This is a genomic window from Streptomyces sp. NPDC041713 (assembly GCF_055591085.1).
In genome coordinates this window covers 44,154-68,081 of the sequence record NZ_JBVIZY010000014.1, presented here as the reverse complement: position 1 = coordinate 68,081, position 23,928 = coordinate 44,154, and the positions used below count along the sequence as shown (strand labels likewise).

The window sequence follows — 23,928 nt, the reverse complement described above, 5'->3', positions numbered from 1 at the left end:
CTCAGCGCTCCAGCCACTGCACGCCGTACGCCGGCAGGCCGACCCGGCGCCCGTCGATCTTCGCGTCGACGTGCCGGTCGCGGGTGTTGACCACCAGGACCGCGTCGTCGTCGGCGAGCACCCGGACGTCGTCCCGGGCGCCCGCGTCCACCGGCACCGACTCGTACCGCGTGCCGGGGCCGAACTCCTTGCCGAAGCGTTCGACGAGCCGCAGCATCGGCAGCGCGGCGCCGCCGTCGGGGCGCCGCGTGGACGTCCACAGGCAGCCCGCGCACGCGTCGCCGTCCTTCTTCTGCGGGTTCCAGTAGAAGCCGCTGGTGGCGCCGCCCTCGGCCATCGCCATCAGTCCGGCGGCGTGGACGGCGACGCGGTGCGGCTCGGTCCAGCCGTCGCGGTCGTCCTCGCTGTCGCCCGGTTCCACGTAGTACTCGGCCCACCACAGCGGCAGGTCGCCGGTCCGCTCGCGCAGCCACCGGCCGACGGCCGTGAACTTGTCCGTGGCCCGGAACTCGTCGGGGAGCATCGCGTCGTCCTCGGTGTAGCTGGCGCCGTCGACGACCACGAAGTCGGCGCCCGCCTTGTGCCGGTTCCAGTACGCGAAGGCGTCGAGGACGCGCTGGTCCAGGCTGCCCCAGGGGCCCGTCAGCTCCTTCGAGGCGCCGTCGGTCCTGCGCGGGTCCAGGCTGCTCATCGGCAGGTAGGGGCCGCCGACCTGGATGTCCGCGTCGACCTTCTTGAGCTCCTTGTAGACGAGGTTGTACAGCTCCGTGTAGCCCTCGTAGTCCCAGCGGGCCTCCGCGTCGTTCCAGAAGCCCTTGAACTCGTTCCAGACGAGGAAGTGCCGTACGTCGGGATAGCGCTTGGCGACGGTCGCGGCGAGCCTCGCGAAGTCCGCGTAGTGGGCGCGCTCCGGGGCCTTCTCCAGGGAGGCCTGGCTCCAGTCGGTGTGGTCCGCGCCGGGCCGGCCGCCCTTCATCCAGTCGGGGGCGCAGCACAGCGTGACGACGGGGGTGCCCTTGCTCGCCCGGACGAAGTCGATCCTGTCGTCCATCGCGGCGAAGGCGTACCGGCCCTTGACCGGTTCCGGGTTGCCGGCGCCCCAGCCCATGAGGTGCTGGATCTGCGGGACGGGCCTGCCCTGGCCGGCGAGTTCGGCGCGGACGCGTTCGACGGCCGCGTCCTCGCCGTCGTCGGCGCTGTACTGGGTGTGGGTGAAGCCCCAGCCGACCTGCGGGGCGGGGGCGCCGGGTGGGACGACGGGGTTGCCGTGCACCTTGTCGCCGTCGGGGCTGGTGCCGCCGATGCCGTTCTTGCCCCCGTCCCCGGGCCCCGTGTCCACGAGGGTGAGCACCAGGGCCAGCAGGACCAGGCCGACGCCGAGCAGGGCGACGAGACGCCACCACCGTACGTTCGCATTCCACCCATGACGTGCCATCAGGGACAAGCGTATCGGCGCCTGTCGGGGGCGGGACAGGTGCGGCGGGTGTGGGACGGGTGTGCGGCAGGCGTGGGGCAGGTTCTGGGGGCGCACTGGGGAAACCTGGTGCACGACGGCGTGCGCGTGCCGGATCATGTCGGCATGTCTGCGAACCCACAGGACGCCCTGCCGATCCGGCTCAACGTCGACGACAGCGACTCCCCGGCGGATGTCGTGGACGCGCTCTTCCTCGGCCGCTTCGCCACCGGCGAGCAGCCGTTCTCGCACAGCGCGAACATCGACCGCGTGAAGTCGGGCTGCACGCTGCTGCCCTCCGGGGCGAAGGTGCTGCGCGCGGCCCGCGACGACGACCGCAGCGCGACGCTCGCCGAGGGCGAGGGGTGGACGCTGCTGGTCTCCCGCTGGAACCGCGGCGCGGACGTCACGGTGACGGCGACCACCGCGGAGCTCGCCGAGAAGGTCCTCGACCAGGCCACGGACGGCGCGCAGGACGAGCCCGAACCCGTCCCGGAGAACGTGACCATGGGCTTCTGGTACGTCTCCCCGCGGCGCGGCCCGCACCGCACCACCCGGCAGATCTCGGCCGGTACGTGGGACGAGGTGCGGTCCAACTACACGGCGCCGGTCGCCGACGCCATGGACTCCCTGATGAAGACCACGCCCGAGGACATCGCGGGCCGGCTGCTCCTGCTCCACGGCCCGCCGGGCACGGGCAAGACGTCGGCGCTGCGGACGCTGGCGCGCTCGTGGCGGGACTGGTGCCAGGTGGACTGCGTCCTCGATCCGGAGCGGCTGTTCAGTGATGTCGGCTATCTGATGGACATCGCGATCGGCGAGGACGACGGGACGGCGAAGGGGCGGTGGCGGCTGCTGCTCCTCGAGGACTGCGACGAACTGATCCGCGGCGAGGCGAAGCACACGGCGGGTCAGGCGCTCTCGCGCCTGCTCAATCTCACGGACGGCCTGCTCGGCCAGGGACGGAACGTGCTGGTGGGCGTCACCACCAACGAGGACCTGGAACGCCTGCACCCGGCGGTGGTCCGCCCCGGCCGCTGTCTGGCCCGCATCGAGGTCGGCCCCCTGACCCGCACCGAGTCGATGGAGTGGCTGGGCACGGACGAGGGTGTGGGCCGCGAGGGCGCGACCCTCGCAGAACTCTTCGCCCTACGCCGCGGAACGACCCCGACCTCGGTACCGGACCAGCGGGAGGGAGCGGATGCGGGGTTGTATCTCTAGGGCACGCGATCGTGACCGCCGGGGGCCACGGCCGAGCAACAAGCGCAGGCGAGCACGGCCGGGGGCCTCCCCGCGCCCCCCGTACACCACCCGCACCACACCCCGCACAGCGGCCAGCGCATCCAGAGCCGCAGCCGCAGCCGGAGCCGCAGGCGCACGCGAGTGCCCCACTGGGCCGCAGGCGCAAACGCTCGGGAGGGGACGTGGGGGTATGTGCGCACGGAGCATCGAGCGCAATGTAGCCCCGTTGTCCGCGAGGCGTGGCGAACAGTGGATGGCGAGTACGCACATACCCCCGCGGCCCCGCACCCACAAACGGACAGCAGGCGCACCGCAACTCGCGCGGTCCCACACCCGGCGATGGACCGAGCAAAGGCCGACACCCCCGCCCCGGGCGACCCGAGAAGGACTCGTGGGCCGGCGAGGCCTACCCCCCGCCCCCGTACACCGCCCGCACCGCATCCCGCACCGCCCCCAACGCATCCGCCTCGGCCAAACCCAACCGCCGAGCCCGCTCGGCAAAGGCCCGCGCCTCCGTAGCGACGACCCGCGCCGCCGCGTCCCCCGCCGCCGCGACGAACGTCCCGTTCCGCCCCCGCGTCTCGATGACCCCGTCCGCCTCCAGCGCCCGGTAGGCCTTGGCGACCGTATTGGCCGCGAGGCCGAGCGACTCGGCGAGCCCGCGCACCGTGGGCAGTTTGTAGCCGACCGGCAGCGCACCCGACCTCGCCTGCTCGGCGATCCGGGCCCGCACCTGCTCGTACGGCGCGTCGCCCGCGCCCTCATCGATGTCGATCTTCAACGTCACGGAGTGATTGTCCCGCACACCCGGGACGGAAGCGGACCGCCCGCGCCCGCGAAAAAGGGGAGGCACTCCGGCCCGGCCCGCGCGTACCGTGCGGCTCCATGACTGTGATCGTCCGAGCCCTCGGTACCGGCGCCCCGACCACGACCCCCGCCACCACCGTCACCGCCGCCCCCGCGGCCCCCACCGCCACCACCGCCACCGCAGGCGACGCCGGCTTCGCCGCCGTGCGCCGCGCCTGCGTACCGTCCATGCTCACCTCACCCGCCGCGGTCGCCTTCGACCGGACACACGCCCATCCGGACGCCGCCTACCGGCAGTTGATCGCCGAGGCGGACGGGGAGGTCATCGGGACGGCGCAGGTGGGCATCGCCCACGACAGCCCCGAGCCGGGACAGGGCTACGCCAACATCTACGTCCACCCGGAGCGGCTCGGCAGGGGCGCCGGAACGCTCCTCCTGCGCACCGCCGAGGAGCACTTGGCGAGCGCGGGCGCACGATCCATCTACACGTGGGTGCTCGACGAGCCCGCGAACCTCGCCTTCGCCGCCCGCCACGGTTATGCCGCGCGCCGTACGGCGCACTTCCTCCGCCTGGACCTGGCGCACGGCACGCTGCCGCCCCGCCAGGAGCCGCCGGCCGGGGTGGAGCTGGTCAGCGGATCGGTGTATGCGCAGGACGCACGGCCCTTGTTCGCGCTGGACGCGGAGACCGCGGCCGACGAACCGGGCGACGTGGCGGCCGAGTTCACGGACTACGAGCACTGGCGCGCCGAGACCTGGGACCACCCGCTGACCAGCCGGGAGCTCACCACGGTTGCGCTGGTGGACGGGCGTCCGGCGGCGTTCAGCCTGGCACTCACGGACGGCGCGGGGCGTTACTCCTCCGGCATGACGGGCACGGCGCGCGGCCACCGCGGCCGCGGCCTGGCCAAGCTTGCGAAGAACGACTCGCTGCACCGGGCACGCGCGGCCGGCTGCACCGAGGCGTTCACCGGCAACGACGCCGGGAACGAGCCGATGCTGGCGATCAACGAATGGTTCGGTTACGAGATCTGCGGAACGGAGGTCCGTCATGTCCGCACACTCGGCTGACGCGACGGAGGGAACGGCGCAGGACGGAACGGAGAGCACGGCGGAGGGCGGGCCAGCGGGCACGACCACGCTGGAGATCGTCCTCACGAAGGCGGGCCGCACCAAGATCCGCTACCCCGCACGGCTCCTCTCCGACGACGGCACCCACGTGACCGTCCGCGCACCATGGGCGGCGCCCGGCGTCCGCGACTTCGGCTTCGTCCGCTTCGAGCCGGGCGACGTCTTCGTCGAGCACTACTGGCGCGACCGCTGGTACGCCGTCAAGGAGGTGTACGGGGCGGACGGCACGCTCAAGGGCTGGTACTGCGACGTGACCCGCCCCGCGGTACGCGACGACACGGTCCTCACGGTCGAGGACCTGGACCTGGACCTGTGGTGCTCGGCGGACGGCGCCACGGTACTGCGCCTGGACGAGGACGAGTTCGAAGCAAGCGCCCTCCACACGACGGACCCCGAGGCGGCCAGATCAGCGAGGGAGTCCCTGAACACCCTGGAATCCCTCACCCGAACCAACGGCCGCCCCCTCCCCTGAGACTATTCGGCGACCAACTCCACTTCGTAACCCCACGCGTCCTCCAAGTAGGCCGCGTACTGGTCGTCGCCACCCGCATGCGGGTGGCGATCCGGGTAGAGCAGAGACCACCCGTGCCCGGGCGCGGCGGCCACGAGCCGGTCGAGCTCGGCCCGCCCCCGCACGTGGAACGCCAGGTGGTTCAGACCGGGGCGGTGCCGGTCGTGGCCGCCGGACCGCAGGGCGGGCGACTGCTCCAGAACCACATACGCGCCGTCCCGTCGCCAGCTGCGGCCGTGCGCCCAGCGCTGGTACGGCATGTGACCCAGCTCCTCCAGGAGCCAGCCCCAGGAGGCCTGCGCCGCCTCCAGGTCGGGCACCCACAGCTCAACGTGGTGGATCCCGCCCGTGCGCGCGGCCGCCAGCGGCTCCGCCCCCGTCCCCGTCCCCCCGTCGTCGTACGCGACCCCCTCCTCGTCCGACTGCCAGTGGAGCGCGAAGTGTTCGCCCGAGTGGCAGGCGGTCAGGGCCGCGTGGCAGTAGGCCACCATGTCGTGCGGCAGCGCGGACAGGGGGTGCCAGGACAGTTCCGCGCACTTGTCCGGCTCGGTGTTGCGCGGGGTGCCGCCCGCCCCGTACCGCACGGAGAAGAACCAGCCGATGCGTGGGGTCTCGCCGGGGCCCCGGTGTTGGAGGACGAGTTCCGCGCGCAGGTCCGCCGGGGTGAGGTCGAGGCCGAGCTCCTCGTGGGCCTCACGGATCATGGCCGTCCGGACGTCCTCGCCGGGCTCCACGTGGCCCGAGGGCAGGTGCAGCAGGCCGTCGGCGTAGCCCGTGCCGGTGCGGCGGGACAGGAGTACGGCGTCGCCGTGGCGCAGCATCAGGTGGACGTCGACGATCTCGGCGTGCCGCGCCGGCCTCCGGGGCAGCGTGCCCACCACCGCGTACCGCTCGTCCTCGACCCGTCTGCCCCACAACTCCGCGTCGCCCGACAGGCGTTCGGTGTGGACGTGGAAGGCGAGGGGCGTCAGGGCCGCTACCAGGCGGGACATCGGGAGGCCCGCGGGGGACTCCGTGCCCCATACCCCTTCGATCAGGATCAGCCGTCCGCCGGGGCGCAGCAAGGCGCACCAGTCCCGCAGTGTCGCCTCCGGGTCCGGCATCATCCACAGGACGTGGCGTGCCAGCACCACGTCGAACTTCCGGCCGCCGACCGGGGGTTCGCGGACGTCGCCCACCAGGAACTCCGCGTCGTGGGACGCCAGTTTCGCGCGGGCCCGCTCCAGCATCTTCGGGGACAGGTCGACCCCCGTGACCCGGTGGCCGCGCCCCGCGACGAGCAGGGCGAGGCTTCCCGTGCCGCAGCCGAGGTCGAGGACGTCGCCGCGGGCCTCCGGCAGCCAGTCCCGCAGCCGGTCCGCCCAGGCGCGCCGCACCGCCTCGTCCCGCAGGCCGTGGTCCGGCTCCTCGTCGAAGGTGGCCGCCATGGCGTCCCAGTCGACCGGATCGGCCCGCCCGACCGGCTCGTTGACCCTGCTCGTCGTCCTGTTCCGCGTCATGTTCCGATCGTCGCAGCCGCCACTGACAATCCGCCCTCGATCAGAAAGCGGGCCCCAACAGGTCTACCGAGCGCCTGGAATGGACATCGGTAAGGCAGGGAGTCGGGAAGCCGGGAGGCCGCCATGCGTCGAGTGACCACGCACAAGCCCGTGGGCAAGTCCGTCAGCCGCCGGGTGCGGGAGCGTCAGGAGGCGGAGGTCCGGCCGCGCGAGAGGCCCGAGGTCCGCAAGGACATCCAGCGGACGTGGTGGCCGGACGGCTGAGCCGGGGGCGATGCCCTGTTCAGCCGGTGGATGATGCCCTGTTGAGCAGAGGGGCGATGCCCCGTCAGCCGGACGCGAGCCGCTTGCGGTAGTGGACGCGGTCGTAGGGGCCGTCCATGCGCCGCTCGACGACCTCGTAGCCGTACCGGGGATAGATCTTCTGGTTCTCCCACATCAGCGCGTTGGTGTAGAGGCAGATCTCGACGAGCCCCAGCGCCCGCGCGTGTGCCTCCACGAAGGCGAGCAGCCGCCGGCCCACCCCCTGCCCCGCGGCGTCGGGGTGGACCGCGATCGACTCCAGCAGGAGCCGCCCCTCGTACGGGCGCGGGACGAGGACGAGGAGACCCACCACGGGGTCCCCGGTGACGTACACGAACCCCGCCGCCACATCGGCCGCGTGGTCGGCCTCCATCGGGACGGGGACCTGCCCGATGCGTTCGATGTAGCGGTGGTACGCCGCGTCCGTGACCGCCCGCACGGCGGGCACGTCGGCGGCGGTGGCGGGGCGGATGTCCGCGAAGGCGTCGGGCGTGGTCATGCCTCTACGTCTACGCCACGTCGCCGCGCCCGCACCACCGCCTTGCGCAACAACGGCCACACCACGATCAGGACGATGAGGCCATAGACGGTCACGGAGAACGGCGTGTCGACGAGGCCGGAGGCGCTGCCGTCGCTGATCTGCAGGGCGCGGCGCAGCTGCTGCTCGGCGTTGGGGCCGAGGATGACGCCGATGACCGCGGGCAGGATCGGCAGCCCGTACCGCCGCATCCCGAAGCCCAGCAGGCCGATGACGAGCAGGATGACCAGGTCGAGCGACTCGCCGCCGACCGCGTAGGCGCCGACGGCCGCGAAGAAGAGGATGCCCGCGTAGAGGTAGGGCCGCGGGATGCGCAGGAGCTTCGCCCAGACCGGCGCGAGGGGCAGGTTGAGGGCGAGCAGGAGCACCATGCCGACGAACAGTGAGGCGATCAGGCCCCAGACCAGGTCCGCCTCGCGTTCGAAGAGGAGCGGTCCCGGCTGGATGCCGTACTGCTGGAAGGCGGCGAGCATCACGGCGGCCACGGCGGTCGTGGGCAGGCCCAGCGTCAGCATGGAGACGAGGGTTCCGGCGGCCGACGCGGACGAGGCCGACTCGGGGCCCGCGACGCCCTCGATGGCGCCCTTGCCCCACTCCTCCTTGTGCTTGGACAGCCGCTTCTCGGTGACGTAGGAGAGGAAGGTGGGGATCTCGGCGCCACCGGCGGGGATCGCGCCGAACGGGAAGCCGATGAGCGGGCCGCGCAGCCAGGACTTCCAGGTGCGCTTGACGTCCTCCTTGCCCAGCCAGGGGCGGCCGACGGGAATCGCCCGGCCGCTGGTGCGGCGCAGGTGGGCGGCGACCCAGAGAGCCTCGCCGATGGCGAAGAGGCCGACCGCGACGATCACCACGTCGATGCCGTCGGCGAGTTGCAGCGAGCCGAAGGTGAGGCGCTGCTGGCCGGTCATCTGGTCCAGGCCCACGAGGCCGATGGTCAGACCGATGAGGAGCGAGGCGAGGCCGCGGACGCGGGACGCGCCGAGCACGGAGGTCACCGCGATGAACGCGAGCACCATGATGGCGAAGTAGTCGGGCGCGCCGATGTCGACGGCGAGGTCGGCGACCGTCGGCGCGAGGACCACCAGGAGCGTCGTGCCGATCATGCCGCCCGCGAAGTGGCCGACGGCGGCGGCCGCGAGGGCTTGCGCCCCGCGCCCGGACCTGGCCATCGGGTGGCCTTCCATGGCGGCGACGACGGCCGCGCTCTCGCCCGGTGTGTTGAGCAGGATCGAGGTGGTCGAGCCGCCGAACATCGCGCCGTAGTAGATGCCGGCGAACATGATGAAGGCGCCGGTCGGTTCGAGCCCGTACGTCACCGGGAGCAGCAGAGCCACCGCCATCGCGGGGCCGATGCCGGGCAGGACGCCGATGGCGGTGCCGAGGAGGACGCCGACGGCGGCCCAGAGGAGGTTGATCGGGGTGAGGGCCGTGCCGAAGCCGTCCATCAGGGAGTTGAAGGCGTTCATGTCACAGGACTCCCATCAGGGGGCCGCCCGGCAGGGGCACGCCGAGCAGGTTGTCGAAGACCTCGTAGGTGACGACGGAGAGCACGGCGGCGATCAGCGGGTCGCGGTCGAAGTGGCGGCTGCCGAGCGCGTAGGCGGCGCCCCAGAAGAGCAGCGCCCCGGCGACCGGGAAGCCGGCGGGTTCGATGAGGACGGCGGTCATGAGGAAGACGCCGGCCAGGAGCAGCACGGTGCGCCAGTCGGCGGGTTCGGAGAGGTCGATGTCCTCGCCGCCCTCGGCCTCGCCGCGGCCGCCGCGCAGCACGTCGACGGCGAGCAGGACGGCGACGACGAGCAGCCCGGAGCCGACCGCGATCGGCACGGTCCTGGGGCCGATGGGGCCGCGCTGGGTGAGGTCGACGTCCATGGTGAGCGCGTCGGTGAGGACGAGGGCGCCGAGGGCGAGCAGCAGGACGCAGACGCCGAGTTCGGAGTGTTCGCGCAGCCAGGAGCGGCGGTCCCGCGCCTCGCCCCCGGTCGGTTCGGTGGTGGTCACAGTCCCAGCTCCTTCAGTACGGAGACGACGCGCCGGTCCTGGGCGGCCAGGAAGTCGCCGAAATCGTCGCCGGTGAGGAAGGCGTCGTCCCAGCCGTTGGTCTTGAGGGACTTCTGCCACTCGGGCGAGGCGTGCAGCTTCCTGACGAGTCCGGTGAGCTTCTTGCGTTCGGCGTCGCTGAGTCCGGGCGGGGCGACGATGCCGCGCCAGTTGGTGAAGTCCACGTCGTAGCCGGACTCCTTGAGGGTGGGCCCGTCCAGGCCCTTGACCCGCTCGGGCCCGGTGACGGCGAGCAGCCGCAGCTCGCCCGACTTGATCTGGTCGAGGTATTCGCCGACGCCGGAGACCCCGAAGGCGACCTTGGAGCCGAGGATCGAGGCGAGCAGTTCGCCGCCGCCGTCGAAGGGCACGTAGTTGACCTTCTTCGGCTCGATGCCGGCGGCGCGCGCCATCAGCATCGGGGCGAGGTGGTCGGGCCCGCCGGGCGAGGACCCGCCGCCGACGGTGACCTTGCCCGGGTTCTTCTTCCAGGCGTCGACGAGTTGCCCGATGGTCTTGTACGGGGAGTTCTCGGCGACCACGACGACGTCCTGCTCCTCGGTGAGCCGGGCGATGGGGGTGGTGTCGCCGAGGGTCTTCGGAGAGTGGTTGGAGCGGGCGGCGCCCACGACGCCGAGGCCCATGGACATGGCGAGCTTGCCGTTGCCGTGCTCGCCGACGAGCCGGGAAAGCCCGACGGTGCCGCCGGCGCCGGGCAGGTTGAACACCTCGATGTTGTGGGTGAGTCCGGCGTCCTCGGCGTTCTTCGCCGCGGTGCGCGCGGTGATGTCGTAGCCGCCGCCGGGGGTGTTGGGGACCATGAGGCGCAGCCCGGGGATCTGAGTGCCGGTGTCGCCGCCGCCGCCCGTGGTGAGCAGCGGCGGCGCCACGAGTACGAGGAGGGCGGCCCCGCACAGGGCGAGGGGTGTGCGCAGGCGCACGTGTGCCACCACCTGTCGGTACGTAGTCGGGTGTGAGGTGGCCCACATGTTGCCCGCGCGTTAACAACCTGTCTCTCTTCCGGAATCAACGGACGTTGTGGTCGTTGTGGTCGCGCCCATAGCCTGCGGCGATGACAAGGGTGCTGGTCGTGGACGACGACTTCATGGTCGCCAAGCTGCACAGTCGCTACGTCGCGGCGGTGGAGGGGTTCACCGTGGTCGGGGCCGCGCACAGCGGGGCCGAGGCGGTCGACGCGGTACGGCGGCTGCGTCCCGATCTCGTCCTGCTCGACGTGTACCTGCCCGACATGGACGGCATCGCCGTACTGCGCGAGCTGCGGGCGGCCGAGGAGCGCGAGCCGGGGCGCCGGCCGGTCGACGCCCTGTTCATCACGGCGGCGCGGGACGCGGAGGTCGTCCGGGCCGCGCTGCGGGCGGGCGCCCTGCACTATCTGATCAAACCGTTCAACCAGACGGCGCTGCATGAGCAGTTGAGACATGTGGCGGCGTTGCGGGCCCGCCTCGACGGCCTGCGGGAGGCCCGCCAGGAGGACGTCGACCAGCTCTTCGGCACGCGGCCCCCAGGCTCCCGGGAGCTGCCGAAGGGCCTGGCCGCGCACACGGCGGAACTGGTGGAACAGACCCTGCGCGGCCACCCGGAAGGCCTCTCGGCGACGGAGTGCGCGCGGGCGGGCACCCTGTCCCGGGTGAGCGCACGCCGCTACCTGGAGTTCTTCGCGGACACCGGACGCGCGGAGGTGACACTCCGGTACGGCGGGACGGGCCGCCCGGAGCGGCGGTATCGGTGGGTGGGGTGAGCGGCGGGCCTCAGGGGCGCGGGCGGCCGGGCCGGTAGCCGGGGAAGCAGACGAGGCAGGCCGCCTTGGAGTGCAGGACCTGGGAGAGGGCCTTGGACTCGGGGTCGTGGATCTCGTCCCCTCGGCGGGCCGCCTGGCGCTGTCCGTCGAGCAGCCCCGCGCAGGACGGCGTGCGGTGGAAGACCTGGCCCCCGGCGGTGGTGTAGACGTGGGCGGTCAGCCCCTGCGGCACCGGAGCGCACTCCGTGCAGTGTCCTGGCAGCAATTCGTGGACGCACCTCTGTTCGGTCACGCACGCATCGTTCCGGCCGGACCGACCGGGCGACAAGAGTGGATCACGCCGATCTCGTCCCCATCGCCCGCACCGTCCCCACGTGTCACGGGAACCTCGTGCCCCTCGTACGGGGCCTCGTGCGCCTCGTGCGGGCCGTTGTCTGAGCTGCTGGTTAGCCCTTCCTTAACCGCACCATAAAGATCGCCATCACCGGCGCCCAGCAGGGGATTTCGCGGTTTTCAGGGGCTAGTTTTCTGACTCGCCGGGGCGATGACGAACCGTCGGTGCCGCTGGTGCTCGGGGGGCTGTGCCGCCCGTTCGCCGTCGCCCCGTGTCCCCCTGAACCGCCGTTTGAGGAGAACCCGTATGTCCGCTCGTCGCAAGGTCGCCGCGCTCGCCGCCGTCGGTGTGGCCCCGCTCGCCCTGACCGCTCTCTCGGTCTCGCCCGCCGCCGCGCACGGCTCGATGACGGACCCGGTCAGCCGGGTCTCCGCGTGCTTCCAGGAGGGCCCCGAGTCGCCGAAGTCGGCCGCCTGCAAGGCCGCCGTGCAGGCCAGCGGCGTGCAGGCGTTCTACGACTGGAACGCGGTGAACATCGCCAACGCCGCCGGCAAGTCGAAGGAGATCATCCCCGACGGCAAGCTGTGCAGCGCGGGCAACGACAAGTACAAGGGGCTCGACCTGCCGCGCGCCGACTGGCCGTCCAGCAAGCTGACGGCCGGCAACCACACCTTCCGCTACAAGGGCACCGCCCCGCACAAGGGCTCCTTCGAGCTGTACATCACCAAGGAGTCGTACGACCCGTCGAAGCCGCTGAAGTGGTCGGACCTGGAGGAGAAGCCCTTCGTCGACGTCGCCGACCCGAAGATGGAGAACGGCGACTACGTCTTCGACGGCAAGATCCCCGCCCGCCAGGGCCGCCACCTGATCTACTCGGTCTGGCAGCGCTCGGACTCCCCCGAGGCCTTCTACACCTGCTCCGACGTCGTCTTCGGCAAGGACACCGGCGGCAGCGGTTCCGCCCCCGCCCCGGCCGCCTCCGCCCCCTCCGAGCAGGAGATCGCGGCCGGTGCCGACAAGTCGACCGTCGAGCACCACGGCCATGGGGACGCCAACGCCCACACCGGCGCGGAGGCCACCTCGGCCGCGCCCGCCGCCGACGCCGCCGCCGACGAGCCCGCGGTCGGCGACAACCGGCCCGAGGTGAACGGCGGCGCCGAGAAGCCGGTCACCACGGCCGACGACCACCTCGCCGAGACCGGTGGCGACAGCACCACCCCGTACATCGCGGTCGGCGGTGCCGCCATCCTCGCCGTCGGCGCCGCGGCGATGTTCGCCACGACCCGCCGCCGCGCGGCGAGCGGGCGCCACGGCCGCTGAGCCGGTGGCGCAGGAGTGAGGAGTGGAACCCGTAGTGAGTGAGTGAGTGAATGAGTGAAGGGCCGTGCTTCCCCGCCCGGGAGCACGGCCCTTCACTCCCTTCAGGGGTCGCGGCTACGACAGGCAGGTGCTCGGCGTCGCGTGCGCCGGGTCGAGCGCGTTCGCCACCTCGTGGTGGGCGACGCGGTCCAGGATGCCGATCGCCACGTGCTCCGACGCGTCGACGGGGCACAGATCCTGCAGCGTCACGTTGCGCACGCCGGGTCCGTCGAGGAACTGGGTGCGGTACGGGGTGACCACCTCGTCGTACTTGGTGGCGATGACGGTGTAGCGCACGCCGGGCACCGTGTCGCCGCCCGCGTTGAGCTTGGTCAGGAAGGGCGATCCGGCCACCTGGTCGGCGAGGGCCGGGGTGTTGGTCGTCAACAGGTCCTCGATGCCCGGGAAGTACGGCAGCAGCTTGGTGAGGCCGAGGAGGGTGGTGCCGTGGTTGTCGGGGGCGAGGCCGATCATGGCGTTCACCTTGTCGGCACCGCCGAGGAACTTCAGGTAGTAGCGGGGCATCATGCCGCCCTGCGAGTGGCCGACGAGGTCGGCCTTCCGCGCGCCCGTCGCGGCGAGCACCTTGTCGACGAAGGCGTCGAGCTGTCCGGCCGACTTGTCGATGGGGCCGAGCCCGTTGAAGAGGGGTACGCCCGGCAACTGGCCGTAGTCCAGGGAGAAGACGCAGTAGCCGCGCTTCACGAGGTAGGGCGCGAGGACGAGCCAGTTGTCGACGGAGTTGCCGAACGTGCCGTGCACGAGGACGACGGGGCGGGGGTGGGCGGCGGACGGCTTGCAGCCGTAGTCGTTCCAGCCGCTCGACGAGGCGGACGTCTCGGGCGAGGCGGCCGCCGTGGCCGCGGGGGCGAGGGTGGCCGCGGCCGTGACGAGCAGGGTGGCGGCGAGGGCGCGCAGCGCGCGTCTCCAGGGCAGCATCGGGTGATCTCCTTGCGGCTCAAGGGAGTTGCGAGGAAGGTGCGATGAGGGTGGGGGTGCGTGGGAGTGCGTGGGGGTGCCCTGTGACCCGGATCGACAGGATGCCGTGCTCACGTCAAATTACGCGCGAGTAGATGAAGAGTGAAGCGGCGCGTCGGCAAAAAGTTCCAGTGTTCACTGGCACGGTCACCGCACGAAACCGGCGCGAGGCCGCGCCGCGCCTCACACCACGCCACACCTCACACCGCGCCTCACGCCGCCAAGGTCCCCGGCACGATCGCACCGGGCCCGAACTTCTTCCGCGCCCGGTCCGCCACCTCCTCGATCCGGCGGGCCTTCTCGTCCGTCGGGTCGAACGTCAGCTGGTGGGTGGCGTGTTCGGCCGGGCCGAGGCCCTCCGCACGCAACGACACGGCACGCACCCGGGCCCGTTGCAGGCCGAGCGACTCGTACATGCGGTAGGCGGCCGCGGTGAGCGCGGCGGAGTGGGCGGTCGGCTCGGGCAGGGTGCGGGTCCGGGTGATCGTCGCGTACCCGGTGCGGTCCGCGTACCGCACGGTGAGCGCCAGTGAGCGGCACACCTGGTCCTCGCCGCGCATCCTGACGCCCAGTTCCTCGGCGCCGGAGAGCAGCGCGCGGCGGTGCCGGAAGGGGTCCAACTCGTCGCGCGGGAAGGGGCGTTCGACGGCCAGCGAGCGGGCGGCGGCGTTCGGTGTGACCCGGGTGCGGTCGACGCCCCGCGCCTTCTCGCCCAGTTCGCGGCCGGCGCGGGCGCCGAGGAGCCGCTGCAGGGTGGACAGGGGTGCCGCGCCGACCTTCTCCAAGGTGTCGAGGCCGTACTCGCAGAGCGTACGGGCGGTGGCGCGGCCGATGCCGGGCAGCTCGCCGACGGGCCGTCCGGCGAGGAACTCCCGTACTCCGTCAGGACCTTCGGGCACCGCACACGTCACCCCGGGGGCGGCCCCGCGCGCGGCCATCCGCGCCAGCATCGGCCCGGGCCCGGCGCCGACCGCGCACTCCACCCCGTACAGCGCGAGCGCCCGCACCCGGATCAGCGCGGCCAGCTCGACGGCATCCCGCCGGAAGTACCGCCGCGCCCCGCGCACGTCCACGAGCGCGGCATCGGGCGGAAGTGCCTCGACCTGCGGGGTGAACTCCCCGAGCAGGGCGATCAGTTGGGGCAACAGGGCTTCGTACATGGACGGCAACAGAAAACGTACGTAGAGGGTGGCGCCCCCGTCCCCGCCCCCGTCCCCCACAGCGGCCCCCGTTCCGGTCATCCCGTCGTTCATCCCGCGCTCCCCGGACTCTGGTGCCACAGCTTTCTGTTCGTGCCCGCCGATCCCTCGCCCGCTGGGCGCAGGTCCGCCCAGGGGTGCATCTCGTATCCGTTGGCCATGCGGATGCGGCGGCCGCCCGCCCCGTCCCGGGCCTCCTCAGGAACCGCCCCCGGTTCCGCCAGGCGCGCCGCCACCGCGTCCAGGCCGCCCTCCTTGCGCACCTCCACCAGGTCCGCCAGGTTCCACGCCGCCGCGCCCACCACGCTGAGGCTGCGGGGGCCGCGGCGCTGCACCACGCCGCGTACGAGCAGCAGCCAGGAGTGGAAGACGGTGTGCGCGCACCGCTCGTGGGCGTCGTCGAAGAAGGCCAGGTCGACCAGGCCCGTACCGTCGTCCAGGGTGGTGAAGATGACGCGCTTGCCGGAGCGGATCGGCGGGGTCTGGGTGGCCGCCTTGGCGCCCGCGACCAGCACGGTCGCGCCGTGTTCGGCCTCGCGAAGGCGCCGCGCGCTGAACACGCCGAGCTCCTCGAGGAAGCCCCGGTGGTCGCCCATGAGGTGGCGTGAGGAGTCCATGCCGAGGACGCCGAGTTCGGCGCTGAGCCGCTCCGCGTCGTCCAGGTCGGGCAGGCCGGCGGGGGCCGTCTTCCGGCCGTCGGCCAGCGGCAGTTGGGCTCCGACCCCGCCCCGCGCGCCTCCCGATCCCCCTGCGCCCCGCGCACCCCGGCGCAGCTCGGCCAGGTGCAGCTGCAGGTCGCGGCGGTTGGCGCCGAACGCGTCGAGCGCGCCGACCTGCGCGAGCCGCTGCGCGACCGGCTTGGAGGGCCGGGCCCGCTCCCAGAAGTCGACGAGCGAGGCGTAGGGCTGCCCCTCGGCGATCCGCGCGGCCTCCGCCTCGCTGATGCCGTGCACGTCGGAGAGGGCGAGCCGCAGCCCCCAGACCTCCTGGGACCCCGCCTCTTCGGACACCAGTTCGATACGGTGAGCGACCGCGGACCGGTTCACGTCCAGCGGGAGGATCGGCACCCCCCGCCGCCGCGCGTCCGCGAGCAGCAGCCGCTTCGGGTACATGCCGGGGTCGTGGGTGAGCAGCCCCGCGTAGAAGGCGGCGGGGTGATGGGCCTTCAGCCACGCCGACTGGTACGTCGGCACGGCGAAGGCCACCGCGTGCGCCTTGCAGAACCCGTACGACCCGAAGGCCTCGACGATCTCCCAGGTGCGGCCGATCGTCTCCGCGTCGTACCCCTTGGCGGCCGCCTGCTGCGCGAACCAGAAGCGGATCCGGCCCTGCGCCTCGGGGTCGGAGAGCCCGCGCCGCACCCGGTCCGCCTCGTCGCGCCCGCAGCCGGTCATGATGTTCACGATCTCGATGATCTGCTCGTGGAAGACGACGACGCCGTACGTCTCCTTCAGCGGCTCCATCAGGTCCGGGTGCGGATAGCGGACGGGTGCGCGGCCGTGCCGGGACTCGATGAAGGGCCGCACCATGTCCGCGGCGACCGGCCCCGGCCGGAACAGCGAGATGTCGACCACCAGGTCGTGGAAGGTCTCGGGCTGCAGCCTGCCGACCAGATCGCGCTGGCCCGGCGACTCGATCTGGAAGCAGCCGAGCGTCTCGGTGGACTTGATGAGCCGGTACGTCGCCGGGTCGCCCGGCGCGACCTGGCGCGGGTCGTCGAGGTCCACCACGTCGCCGGTGGCCCGCTCGACCTCCGCCACCGCGTGCGCCATCGCCGACTGCATCCGCACGCCGAGCACGTCCAGTTTGAGCAGCCCGAGGTCCTCCACGTCCTCCTTGTCGAACTGCGACATGGGCAGGCCCTCGCCGCTGGTCGGCACGACGGGCGTACGGGCGAGCAGCGAGGCGTCGGAGAGCAGCACCCCGCACGGGTGCATGGCGACGCCGCGCGGCAGCGCGTCAAGACCCTCGACCAGCTCCCACAGCCGCTGATCGCCGCCCCACTCCTCGGCCACCTCCCGCAGCTCCGGCAGCTCCTCCAGCGCGGCGCGGGCGTCGCGGGCACGGATGTGCGGGAAGGCCTTGGCGATCCTGTCGATCTCGGCGGGGTTCATGGACAGGGCGGCGCCCACGTCGCGCACGGCGTGCCGGACGCGGTAGGTCTCGGGCATGGCGACGGTCGCGACCCGCTCGGTGCCGAAGCGGCCGATGATCGCGCGGTAGACCTCCAGGCGGCGGGCCGACTCGACGTCGATGTCGATGTCCGGCAGGACGTGCCGCCGCTTGGACAGGAACCGCTCCATGAGCAGCCCGTGTTCGACGGGGTCGGCGTGCGCGATGCCGATGAGGTGGTTGACCAGGGACCCGGCGCCGGAGCCGCGCGCCGCGACCCGGATGCCCAGGTCCCGTACGTCGTCGACGACTTGGGCCACGGTCAGGAAGTACGAGGCGTAGCCGTGGTGGTCGATGATGTCGAGCTCGTGGTGCATCCGCTCCCAGTACGCGCGCCGCGCGTCGTAGCCGCGCCGGATCATGCCGGCCGCCGCCCGGGAGGCGAGGACGCGCTGCGCGGTGCGGCGCCCGGCGCCGACCAGGCGCGGCTCGGGGAAGTGCACGGAGCCCATGCCGAGGTCGTCCTCGGGGTCGACGAGGCACTCGGCGGCGGTCGCCCGGGTCTGTTCGAGCAGGCGGTGGGCGGTGTCGCGGCGGAAGCCCGCGGCCTCGACGACGCGTTCGGCGACGCGCAGCATGTCGTCCGCGCCCTTGAGCCACCGTTCGCCGCTGTCGAGTCCCTTGGTCGGGTCGACGGGGACGAGGCGGCGCGCGGCGTCGAGGACGTCGGTGACGGGGCCCTGGCCGGGGTCGGCGTAGCGCACGGCGTTGCTCAGGACGGGGCGCACGCCCTGTTCGGCGGCGAAGCCGAGGGTGCGGGCGGCGAGCCGCAGCGAGCCGGGCCCGGTGCCCTCGCGGCCGTGCCAGACGCATTCCAGGCGCAGCGCGTCGCCGTAGCGCTCACGCCAGGGGGTGAGGAGGCGGGCGGCGCGGTCGGGGCGGCCCGCGGCGAGCGCGCGGCCCACGTCGGACGCCGGGCCGAGCAGCACGGTCAGTCCGTCGCCGTGGTTCTCCTGCCAGGGCAGGACGGGCGGCCCTTCGGCGGTGCCGGTGCGGTGCGCGGCGGTGATCAGCCGGCAGAGCGCGGCCCAGCCGGTGGCGCCGTCCCGGGCGAGGTAGGTCACGCGCGGGGTCGACTCGTCGATGAAGGCACCTCCGCGCACGGGGGCCCGGCGCCGCTCGCCCGCGGCCGGGGCGGCCTCCCCCACCGCGAGTTCGGCCCCGAAGAGCGGCCGGACGCCCGCCTTGGCGCAGGCCTTGGCGAACCGGACGGTGCCCGCGACGGTGTCCCGGTCGGTGAGCGCGAGGGCGTCCATGCCCCGTGCGGCGGCGCGTTCGGCCAGCCGCTCCGGGTGCGAGGCGCCGTACCGCAGGGAGAACCCGGAGACGGTGTGCAGATGCGTGAACCCTGGCACACGCACCTCCTGGAACCCTGAACCGATCCGACCTCACATCCCCCGCTCTCCACCATAGACCAGTTTCGAACTTACGTACGACACATACGTTCGATTAGGGAGCGGGGGCGGCCGCCACCCCGTCCCCGCCGCCGTTCCCTCGTCCGTTCGGCCCATCCCACCTGCGCGAACGCCCGCGTCCCCCGAGCGTGGACGCATGAGCTTCGCCGACGAATTCAAGAGCGCCGTCACCCCGCGAGCAGCCCTGCTCGTCATCGGCGTCCTCGCCCTGCAGCTGCTGTTCATCGCCTCCTACGTAGGGGCGCTGCACGACCCGAAACCCAAGGACGTCGCCTTCGGGGTCGTCGCTCCGGGCCCCGCGGCCGAACAGACCGCCGACCGTCTGGAGAAGCTCCCCGGCGCACCGCTCGACCCCCGCGTCCTCAAGGACGAGGCCACGGCCCGCCGCCAGCTCATGAACCGCGACATCGACGGCGCCCTGCTCGTCGACCCGCGCGGGACGACCGACACCCTCCTGGTCGCGTCCGGCGGCGGCACCGCGCTCTCCAGGACCCTCACCGACCTCGTCGGCAAGATCGACGCGGAGCAGAAGCGTACGGTCACGACGGACGACGTGGTCCCGGCCTCGGCCCACGACTTCAACGGCCTGTCGTCCTTCTACCTGGTCGTCGGCTGGTGCGTCGGCGGCTATCTGTGCGCGTCGATCCTGGCGATCAGCGCGGGCTCCCGGGCCGCCAACCTCTCGCGCGCGGTCATCAGGCTCGGCACGATGGCGCTCTACTCGATCGTCGGCGGCCTCGGCGGCGCCGTCATCATCGGGCCGATCCTCGGCGCGCTGCCCGGCAGCGTCCTCGGCCTGTGGGGCCTCGGCGCCCTGGTGATCTTCGGGGTCGGCGCGATCACGCTCGCCCTGCAGGCGCTCACCGGCATCGTCGGCATCGGCCTGGCCGTCCTCCTCATCGTCATCGGGGGCAACCCGAGCGCGGGCGGCGCCTTCCCGCTGCCGATGCTGCCGCCCTTCTGGCGAGCGATCGGGCCCTGGCTGCCGCCGGGCGCGGGCACCTGGGTGGCCCGCTCCATCGCGTACTTCGAGGGCAACTCGATCACCCGGGCGCTCCTCGTCCTCTCCGCCTGGGCGGTCCTCGGCGTCGTCGTCACCCTCGCCCTCTCCGCCCGCCGCAGGACGCCGCACAGCAGCTCGATCGACCTCAGCGCCACCCGCTACCGGGGCATCGCGTGAGGCTCGCGTGACGTGAGCGGCGGTGGCCTCGCGGGCGGGTCGCGTTGTCAGACTCCGGTGCGAGGCTGGGACGCATGATCCGCACACTCGCCGTCGAGAACTACCGTTCCCTGCGCAAGCTGATCGTCCCGCTGGACCGGTTGAACGTGGTCACGGGCGCGAACGGCACGGGCAAGTCCAGCCTCTACCGCGCCCTGCGACTGCTCGCCGACTCGGCCACCGGCGGCGCGGTCGCGGCCCTGGCCCGGGAGGGCGGCCTGCCCTCCGCGCTCTGGGCGGGCGAGCGCACGGCGGAGCCCGCGGGCCTGAAGCTGGGCTTCGCGGGCGACGAGTTCGGGTACGCGGTCGACTTCGGCCTCCCCCAGTCCAGCGGCGCGGGCCCCGGCGGCGCCCCCTCCCTGTTCGCCCTCGACCCCGAGATCAAGCGCGAGTCCACCTGGGCGGGGCCCGTCCTGCGCCCCGCCGCGCTGCTCTGCGACCGCGCGGGCCCCGCCGTGCGCACCCGCACGGCCGACGGCGGCTGGCACCGCTCCCAGGGCATCCGGCCGTACGACAGCATGCTGAGCGAGTTCGCCGACCCGCAGCTGGCGCCCGACCTGCTGCGGCTGCGCGAGCTGATCCGCTCCTGGCGGTTCTACGACCACGTGCGCACCGACGCCGACGCGCCCGCCCGCGCCGCCCGCATCGGCACCCGCACCCCCGTGCTCGCCCACGACGGCGCGGACCTGGCCGCCGCCCTGCAGACCATCCGCGAGACCGGCGACGACCGGGCGCTCGACGACGCGGTGGACGACGCCTTCCCCGGCAGCCGGGTCCGCGTCGTCGACCACGCCGGGCGCTTCGAGCTCCAGCTGCACCAGCACGGGCTGCTGCGCCCGCTGGGCCCCGCCGAGCTGTCCGACGGCACATTGCGCTATCTGCTGTGGACCGCCGCGCTGCTCACCCCGCGTCCGCCGGCCCTCCTGGTCCTGAACGAACCGGAGACGAGCCTCCACCCGGACCTGCTGCGCCCGCTGGCCGACCTGATCGCGGCCGCGACGAAGGACACGCAGATCGTCCTGGTGACCCATGCCCGCCCGCTCGCCGAGGCGGTGGCGAAGGGCGCGGCCCGCCACCGTGTCGACGTGAACTCCATAGAACTGACCAAGGAGTCGGGCCGGACGACGGTGACGGGCCGGGAGAGCTTCCTGGACGAGCCGCAGTGGTACTGGCCGAAGCGGTGAAGAGGGATCTGCGGGTGATCAGTGGCTGGTCGCGCAGTTCCCCGCGCCCCTACGGGGCCCGTCCCCGTAATACGCCCGCCGCATCAGCTCCTCCATCTCGGAGAGCATCGGCATCCGCGGATTGGCCGGCGCGCACTGATCCGCGTAGGCGTTCATCGCCTGCTGCGGCAGGGCTTCGATGAAGGCGGCCTCATCGATCCCCTCCTCCTGGAAGGAGCCAGGAATCCCGCACCTGGCACGCAGCTCCTCGACCGCGCGGGCATAGGACTCGACACCCTGCTCCGGGGAAGCCGCCGCGAGGCCCAGCATTCGGGCGATCTCCTGGAACCGCTCCGGGGCGCGGTAGACCTCCGCCTTCGGCCAGGGCGTCGCCTTGCCGGAGACCGTGCCGTTGTGCCGGATGACGTGCGGCAGGAGCAGCGCGTTGGTGCGGCCGTGGGCGACGTGGAACGTGTTGCCGAGGGTGTGCGCCATGGCGTGCACCAGGCCGAGGAAGGCGTTGGCGAAGGCCATGCCCGCGACCGTCGAGGCGTTGTGCATCTTCTCGCGCGCCTCGGGGTCCTTCGCCCCGTTCACCACGCACCGCTCCAGGTTCTCGAAGATGAGCTTGATCGCCTGGAGGCAGAGCCCGTCGGTGTAGTCGTTCGCGTACACGGAGACGTACGCCTCGGTGGCGTGGGTCAGCGCGTCGAAGCCGGAGTCGGCGGTGACGGTCGCCGGGAGGTCCATCGGCAGGACCGGGTCGACGATGGCGACGTTCGGGGTGAGCGCGTAGTCGGCGAGCGGGTACTTCTGCGCGGCCTCCGGGTCGGAGATGACGGCGAAGGGGGTGACCTCGCTGCCCGTGCCCGAGGTGGTCGGGACGGCCACAAGACGCGCCTTGTCGCCGAGACCGGGGAACGTGAAGGCCCGCTTGCGGATGTCGAAGAACTTCTCCTTGGTGTCCGCGAACTCGACCTCCGGGTGCTCGTACATCAGCCACATGATCTTGGCCGCGTCCATCGGCGAGCCGCCGCCGAGCGCGATGATCGTGTCCGGTCCGAAGTCCCGCATCCGCGCGGCGCCGGCCCGCACGGTCGCGAGCTCCGGGTTGGGCTCGACGTCGTCGATGACCTGGACGGTGACCGGCTCGGGGCGGGCCGCGAGGATGTCCGTCACCCGCCGCACGAAGCCGAGCGTCGACATGGTCCTGTCGGTGACGAGCGAGACGCGCCGGATGCCGTCCATCTCACCGAGGTACCGCAGCGCGTTGCGCTCGAAGTAGATCTTCGGCGGGACCTTGAACCACTGCATGTTGTTGTTGCGCCGTCCGATCCGCTTGACGTTGATCAGGTTGACCGCGGAGACGTTGTCCGACACCGAGTTGTGCCCGTACGAGCCGCAGCCGAGGGTGAGTGAGGGCAGGAAGGCGTTGTAGACGTCGCCGATGCCGCCGAAGGTGGAAGGTGCGTTGACGATGACGCGGACCGCCTTGACCCGCCGGCCGAACTCCTCGGCGAGCTCCTCGTCCTCGGTGTGGACGGCGGCGCTGTGCCCGAGTCCGTCGAACTCGACCATCCGGGCCGCGAGTTCGAGACCGTGCTCGGTGGTGTCGGCCTTCAGGACGGCGAGGACCGGGGAGAGCTTCTCGCGGGTGAGCGGCTCATTCGGGCCGGCCTCCGCGCACTCGGCGAGCAGGACCGAGGTGTCCTCGGGCACGGTGAACCCGGCCTGTTCGGCGATCCACCGCGGGGACCTGCCGACCACCGCCGCGTTCAGCTTGGCGCCCGAGCAGGTGTTGGCGAAGGCGGTGGTGCCGAAGACGAACTCCTCCAGCTTGGTCTTCTCGGCCGCCGTGACGACGTACGCGCCGAGCCGCTCGAACTCCGCCATCCCCTCGTCGTAGATCTCCGCGTCGAGGATGACCGCCTGCTCGGAGGCGCAGATCATGCCGTGGTCGAAGGCCTTGGAGAGCACGATGTCGTGAACGGCCCTGCGCAGCTTGCCGGTTCGGGTGACGTAGGCGGGTACGTTCCCCGCGCCGACGCCGAGCGCGGGCTTGCCGCACGAGTAGGCGGCCCGGACCATCGCGTTGCCGCCGGTGGCGAGGATCGTGGAGACCCCTTCGTGGTGCATGAGAAGGCCGGTGGCCTCCATCGAGGGCTCCTCGATCCACTGCACGCAGTCCTCGGGGGCGCCCGCCTCGACCGCGGCGTCCCGCACGACGCGGGCCGCCTCGGCGGAGCAGCGCTGGGCGCTCGGGTGGAAGGCGAAGACGATCGGGTTGCGGGTCTTCAGGGCGATGAGCGCCTTGAAGACCGTGGTGGAGGTCGGGTTGGTGACCGGGGTCATCGCGCAGACGACGCCGACGGGTTCGGCGATCTCGGTGACGCCGTTCAGCTCGTCGCGGCCGATCACGCCCGCGGTCCGCAGGCCGCGCATCGAGTTGACGACGTGCTCGCAGGCGAAGAGGTTTTTGACCGCCTTGTCCTCGAAGAGGCCGCGGCCGGTCTCCTCGACCGCCTGCCGGGCGAGCTCCCCGTGCCGGCCGAGCGCGGCGAGGGAGGCCTTCTTGACGATGTGGTCGACCTGCTCCTGGTCGTACGACTCGAACCGGCCGAGGGCGGTCAGCGCCCTCTCGACCAGTCCGTCCACCATCTCGTGGGCCTGCATGGCGGCACTCCTTCGTCGGGACTTTTCCGCTGCACCTCAATTCCACACCCGTACGCCTCAAGCCAGGCACCGAAAAGGACCCGATACACAAGGCATAAGGTCCTTCAGGAGGATCGAAAGCACCTCAGAAACA

The 23,928-nt window shown here is 72.4% G+C and carries 20 protein-coding genes; 8 read left to right on the top strand and 12 right to left on the bottom strand.

The window, feature by feature from the left end:
• Position 1 precedes the first annotated feature (1 nt).
• Entirely contained in the window at positions 2-1,435 is a 1,434-nt protein-coding gene (locus ACZ6CV_RS31725) for a GH39 family glycosyl hydrolase (RefSeq protein WP_469254595.1), read from the bottom strand.
• 144 nt (positions 1,436-1,579) lie between these two features.
• Here ACZ6CV_RS31725 and ACZ6CV_RS31720 point away from each other — a divergent pair, with 144 nt between their 5' ends.
• Positions 1,580-2,674: a DUF5925 domain-containing protein gene (locus tag ACZ6CV_RS31720; protein WP_469254593.1), complete on the top strand. Its 1,095-nt coding sequence runs from the start codon at positions 1,580-1,582 to the stop codon at positions 2,672-2,674.
• 427 nt (positions 2,675-3,101) lie between these two features.
• Here ACZ6CV_RS31720 and ACZ6CV_RS31715 read toward each other — a convergent pair whose 3' ends face one another.
• A complete protein-coding gene (locus ACZ6CV_RS31715) occupies positions 3,102-3,482 on the bottom strand; it encodes a GntR family transcriptional regulator (RefSeq protein WP_362370996.1) in 381 nt (126 codons plus the stop codon).
• 98 nt (positions 3,483-3,580) lie between these two features.
• On the opposite strand from ACZ6CV_RS31715, the gene ACZ6CV_RS31710 reads away from it, so the two are divergent.
• A complete protein-coding gene (locus ACZ6CV_RS31710; RefSeq protein ID WP_469254591.1) occupies positions 3,581-4,573 on the top strand; it encodes a GNAT family N-acetyltransferase in 993 nt (330 codons plus the stop codon).
• Complete coding sequence (locus ACZ6CV_RS31705) at positions 4,554-5,105, top strand: ribonuclease FAU-1 family protein (protein ID WP_469254589.1); 552 nt, start codon at positions 4,554-4,556, stop codon at positions 5,103-5,105. The genes ACZ6CV_RS31710 and ACZ6CV_RS31705 overlap by 20 nt, the downstream gene beginning before the upstream one ends.
• 2 nt (positions 5,106-5,107) lie before the next feature.
• On the opposite strand, the gene ACZ6CV_RS31700 is transcribed toward ACZ6CV_RS31705, so the two are convergent.
• Positions 5,108-6,643, bottom strand: coding sequence for a methyltransferase domain-containing protein (locus tag ACZ6CV_RS31700; RefSeq protein ID WP_469254587.1), 1,536 nt, complete (start codon positions 6,641-6,643; stop codon positions 5,108-5,110).
• 123 nt (positions 6,644-6,766) lie between these two features.
• Here ACZ6CV_RS31700 and ACZ6CV_RS31695 point away from each other — a divergent pair, with 123 nt between their 5' ends.
• Entirely contained in the window at positions 6,767-6,907 is a 141-nt protein-coding gene (locus ACZ6CV_RS31695; RefSeq protein ID WP_355810029.1) for a hypothetical protein, read from the top strand.
• 64 nt (positions 6,908-6,971) lie between these two features.
• On the opposite strand, the gene ACZ6CV_RS31690 is transcribed toward ACZ6CV_RS31695, so the two are convergent.
• Genes ACZ6CV_RS31690 through ACZ6CV_RS31675 form a run of 4 tightly spaced genes read right to left on the bottom strand, consistent with a single transcriptional unit; the run spans position 6,972 to position 10,465 of the window.
• Positions 6,972-7,445 (bottom strand): GNAT family N-acetyltransferase, encoded by a 474-nt coding sequence (locus ACZ6CV_RS31690; protein WP_469254586.1) that lies wholly within the window; start codon positions 7,443-7,445, stop codon positions 6,972-6,974.
• A complete protein-coding gene (locus tag ACZ6CV_RS31685; RefSeq protein WP_469254585.1) occupies positions 7,442-8,950 on the bottom strand; it encodes a tripartite tricarboxylate transporter permease in 1,509 nt (502 codons plus the stop codon). Before ACZ6CV_RS31685 ends, ACZ6CV_RS31690 begins: the two co-directional genes overlap by 4 nt.
• A gap of 1 nt (position 8,951) precedes the next feature.
• Positions 8,952-9,485 carry a tripartite tricarboxylate transporter TctB family protein gene (locus ACZ6CV_RS31680; protein WP_469254583.1) on the bottom strand — a complete coding sequence of 178 codons (534 nt, stop codon included), beginning with the start codon at positions 9,483-9,485 and terminating at the stop codon, positions 8,952-8,954.
• Entirely contained in the window at positions 9,482-10,465 is a 984-nt protein-coding gene (locus tag ACZ6CV_RS31675; RefSeq protein WP_469254770.1) for a Bug family tripartite tricarboxylate transporter substrate binding protein, read from the bottom strand. The genes ACZ6CV_RS31680 and ACZ6CV_RS31675 overlap by 4 nt, the downstream gene beginning before the upstream one ends.
• Before the next feature lie 131 nt (positions 10,466-10,596).
• On the opposite strand from ACZ6CV_RS31675, the gene ACZ6CV_RS31670 reads away from it, so the two are divergent.
• Positions 10,597-11,283, top strand: a complete 687-nt coding sequence (locus ACZ6CV_RS31670) for a response regulator (RefSeq protein WP_469254581.1) — start codon at positions 10,597-10,599, stop codon at positions 11,281-11,283.
• Between the two features lie 10 nt (positions 11,284-11,293).
• Here the strand turns inward: ACZ6CV_RS31670 and ACZ6CV_RS31665 are convergent, their stop codons facing one another.
• Positions 11,294-11,575, bottom strand: coding sequence for a hypothetical protein (locus ACZ6CV_RS31665; RefSeq protein ID WP_362370978.1), 282 nt, complete (start codon positions 11,573-11,575; stop codon positions 11,294-11,296).
• Between the two features lie 348 nt (positions 11,576-11,923).
• Between ACZ6CV_RS31665 and ACZ6CV_RS31660 the strand changes: the two genes are divergently transcribed.
• Positions 11,924-12,937 (top strand): lytic polysaccharide monooxygenase, encoded by a 1,014-nt coding sequence (locus ACZ6CV_RS31660; RefSeq protein WP_469254579.1) that lies wholly within the window; start codon positions 11,924-11,926, stop codon positions 12,935-12,937.
• Positions 12,938-13,051: 114 nt separating this feature from the next.
• Here the strand turns inward: ACZ6CV_RS31660 and ACZ6CV_RS31655 are convergent, their stop codons facing one another.
• From ACZ6CV_RS31655 to ACZ6CV_RS31645, 3 genes are all read right to left on the bottom strand, one after another.
• Positions 13,052-13,915 (bottom strand): esterase/lipase family protein, encoded by an 864-nt coding sequence (locus tag ACZ6CV_RS31655; protein WP_469254576.1) that lies wholly within the window; start codon positions 13,913-13,915, stop codon positions 13,052-13,054.
• Between the two features lie 251 nt (positions 13,916-14,166).
• A complete protein-coding gene (locus tag ACZ6CV_RS31650; RefSeq protein ID WP_469254768.1) occupies positions 14,167-15,195 on the bottom strand; it encodes a DNA polymerase Y family protein in 1,029 nt (342 codons plus the stop codon).
• Positions 15,196-15,203: 8 nt separating this feature from the next.
• Positions 15,204-18,680, bottom strand: a complete 3,477-nt coding sequence (locus ACZ6CV_RS31645; RefSeq protein WP_469254574.1) for a DNA polymerase III subunit alpha — start codon at positions 18,678-18,680, stop codon at positions 15,204-15,206.
• Between the two features lie 196 nt (positions 18,681-18,876).
• Between ACZ6CV_RS31645 and ACZ6CV_RS31640 the strand changes: the two genes are divergently transcribed.
• Together ACZ6CV_RS31640 and ACZ6CV_RS31635 are read left to right on the top strand one after the other, a co-directional pair.
• The gene (locus ACZ6CV_RS31640; protein WP_469254572.1) at positions 18,877-19,920 is read left to right on the top strand and encodes an ABC-2 transporter permease; all 1,044 of its coding nucleotides are present in this window, start codon (positions 18,877-18,879) and stop codon (positions 19,918-19,920) included.
• A 74-nt stretch (positions 19,921-19,994) separates the two neighbouring features.
• A complete protein-coding gene (locus ACZ6CV_RS31635) occupies positions 19,995-21,143 on the top strand; it encodes an AAA family ATPase (protein WP_469254571.1) in 1,149 nt (382 codons plus the stop codon).
• Positions 21,144-21,161: 18 nt separating this feature from the next.
• On the opposite strand, the gene adhE is transcribed toward ACZ6CV_RS31635, so the two are convergent.
• Positions 21,162-23,795, bottom strand: coding sequence for a bifunctional acetaldehyde-CoA/alcohol dehydrogenase (adhE, locus tag ACZ6CV_RS31630; protein ID WP_469254569.1), 2,634 nt, complete (start codon positions 23,793-23,795; stop codon positions 21,162-21,164).
• Positions 23,796-23,928 lie beyond the last annotated feature (133 nt).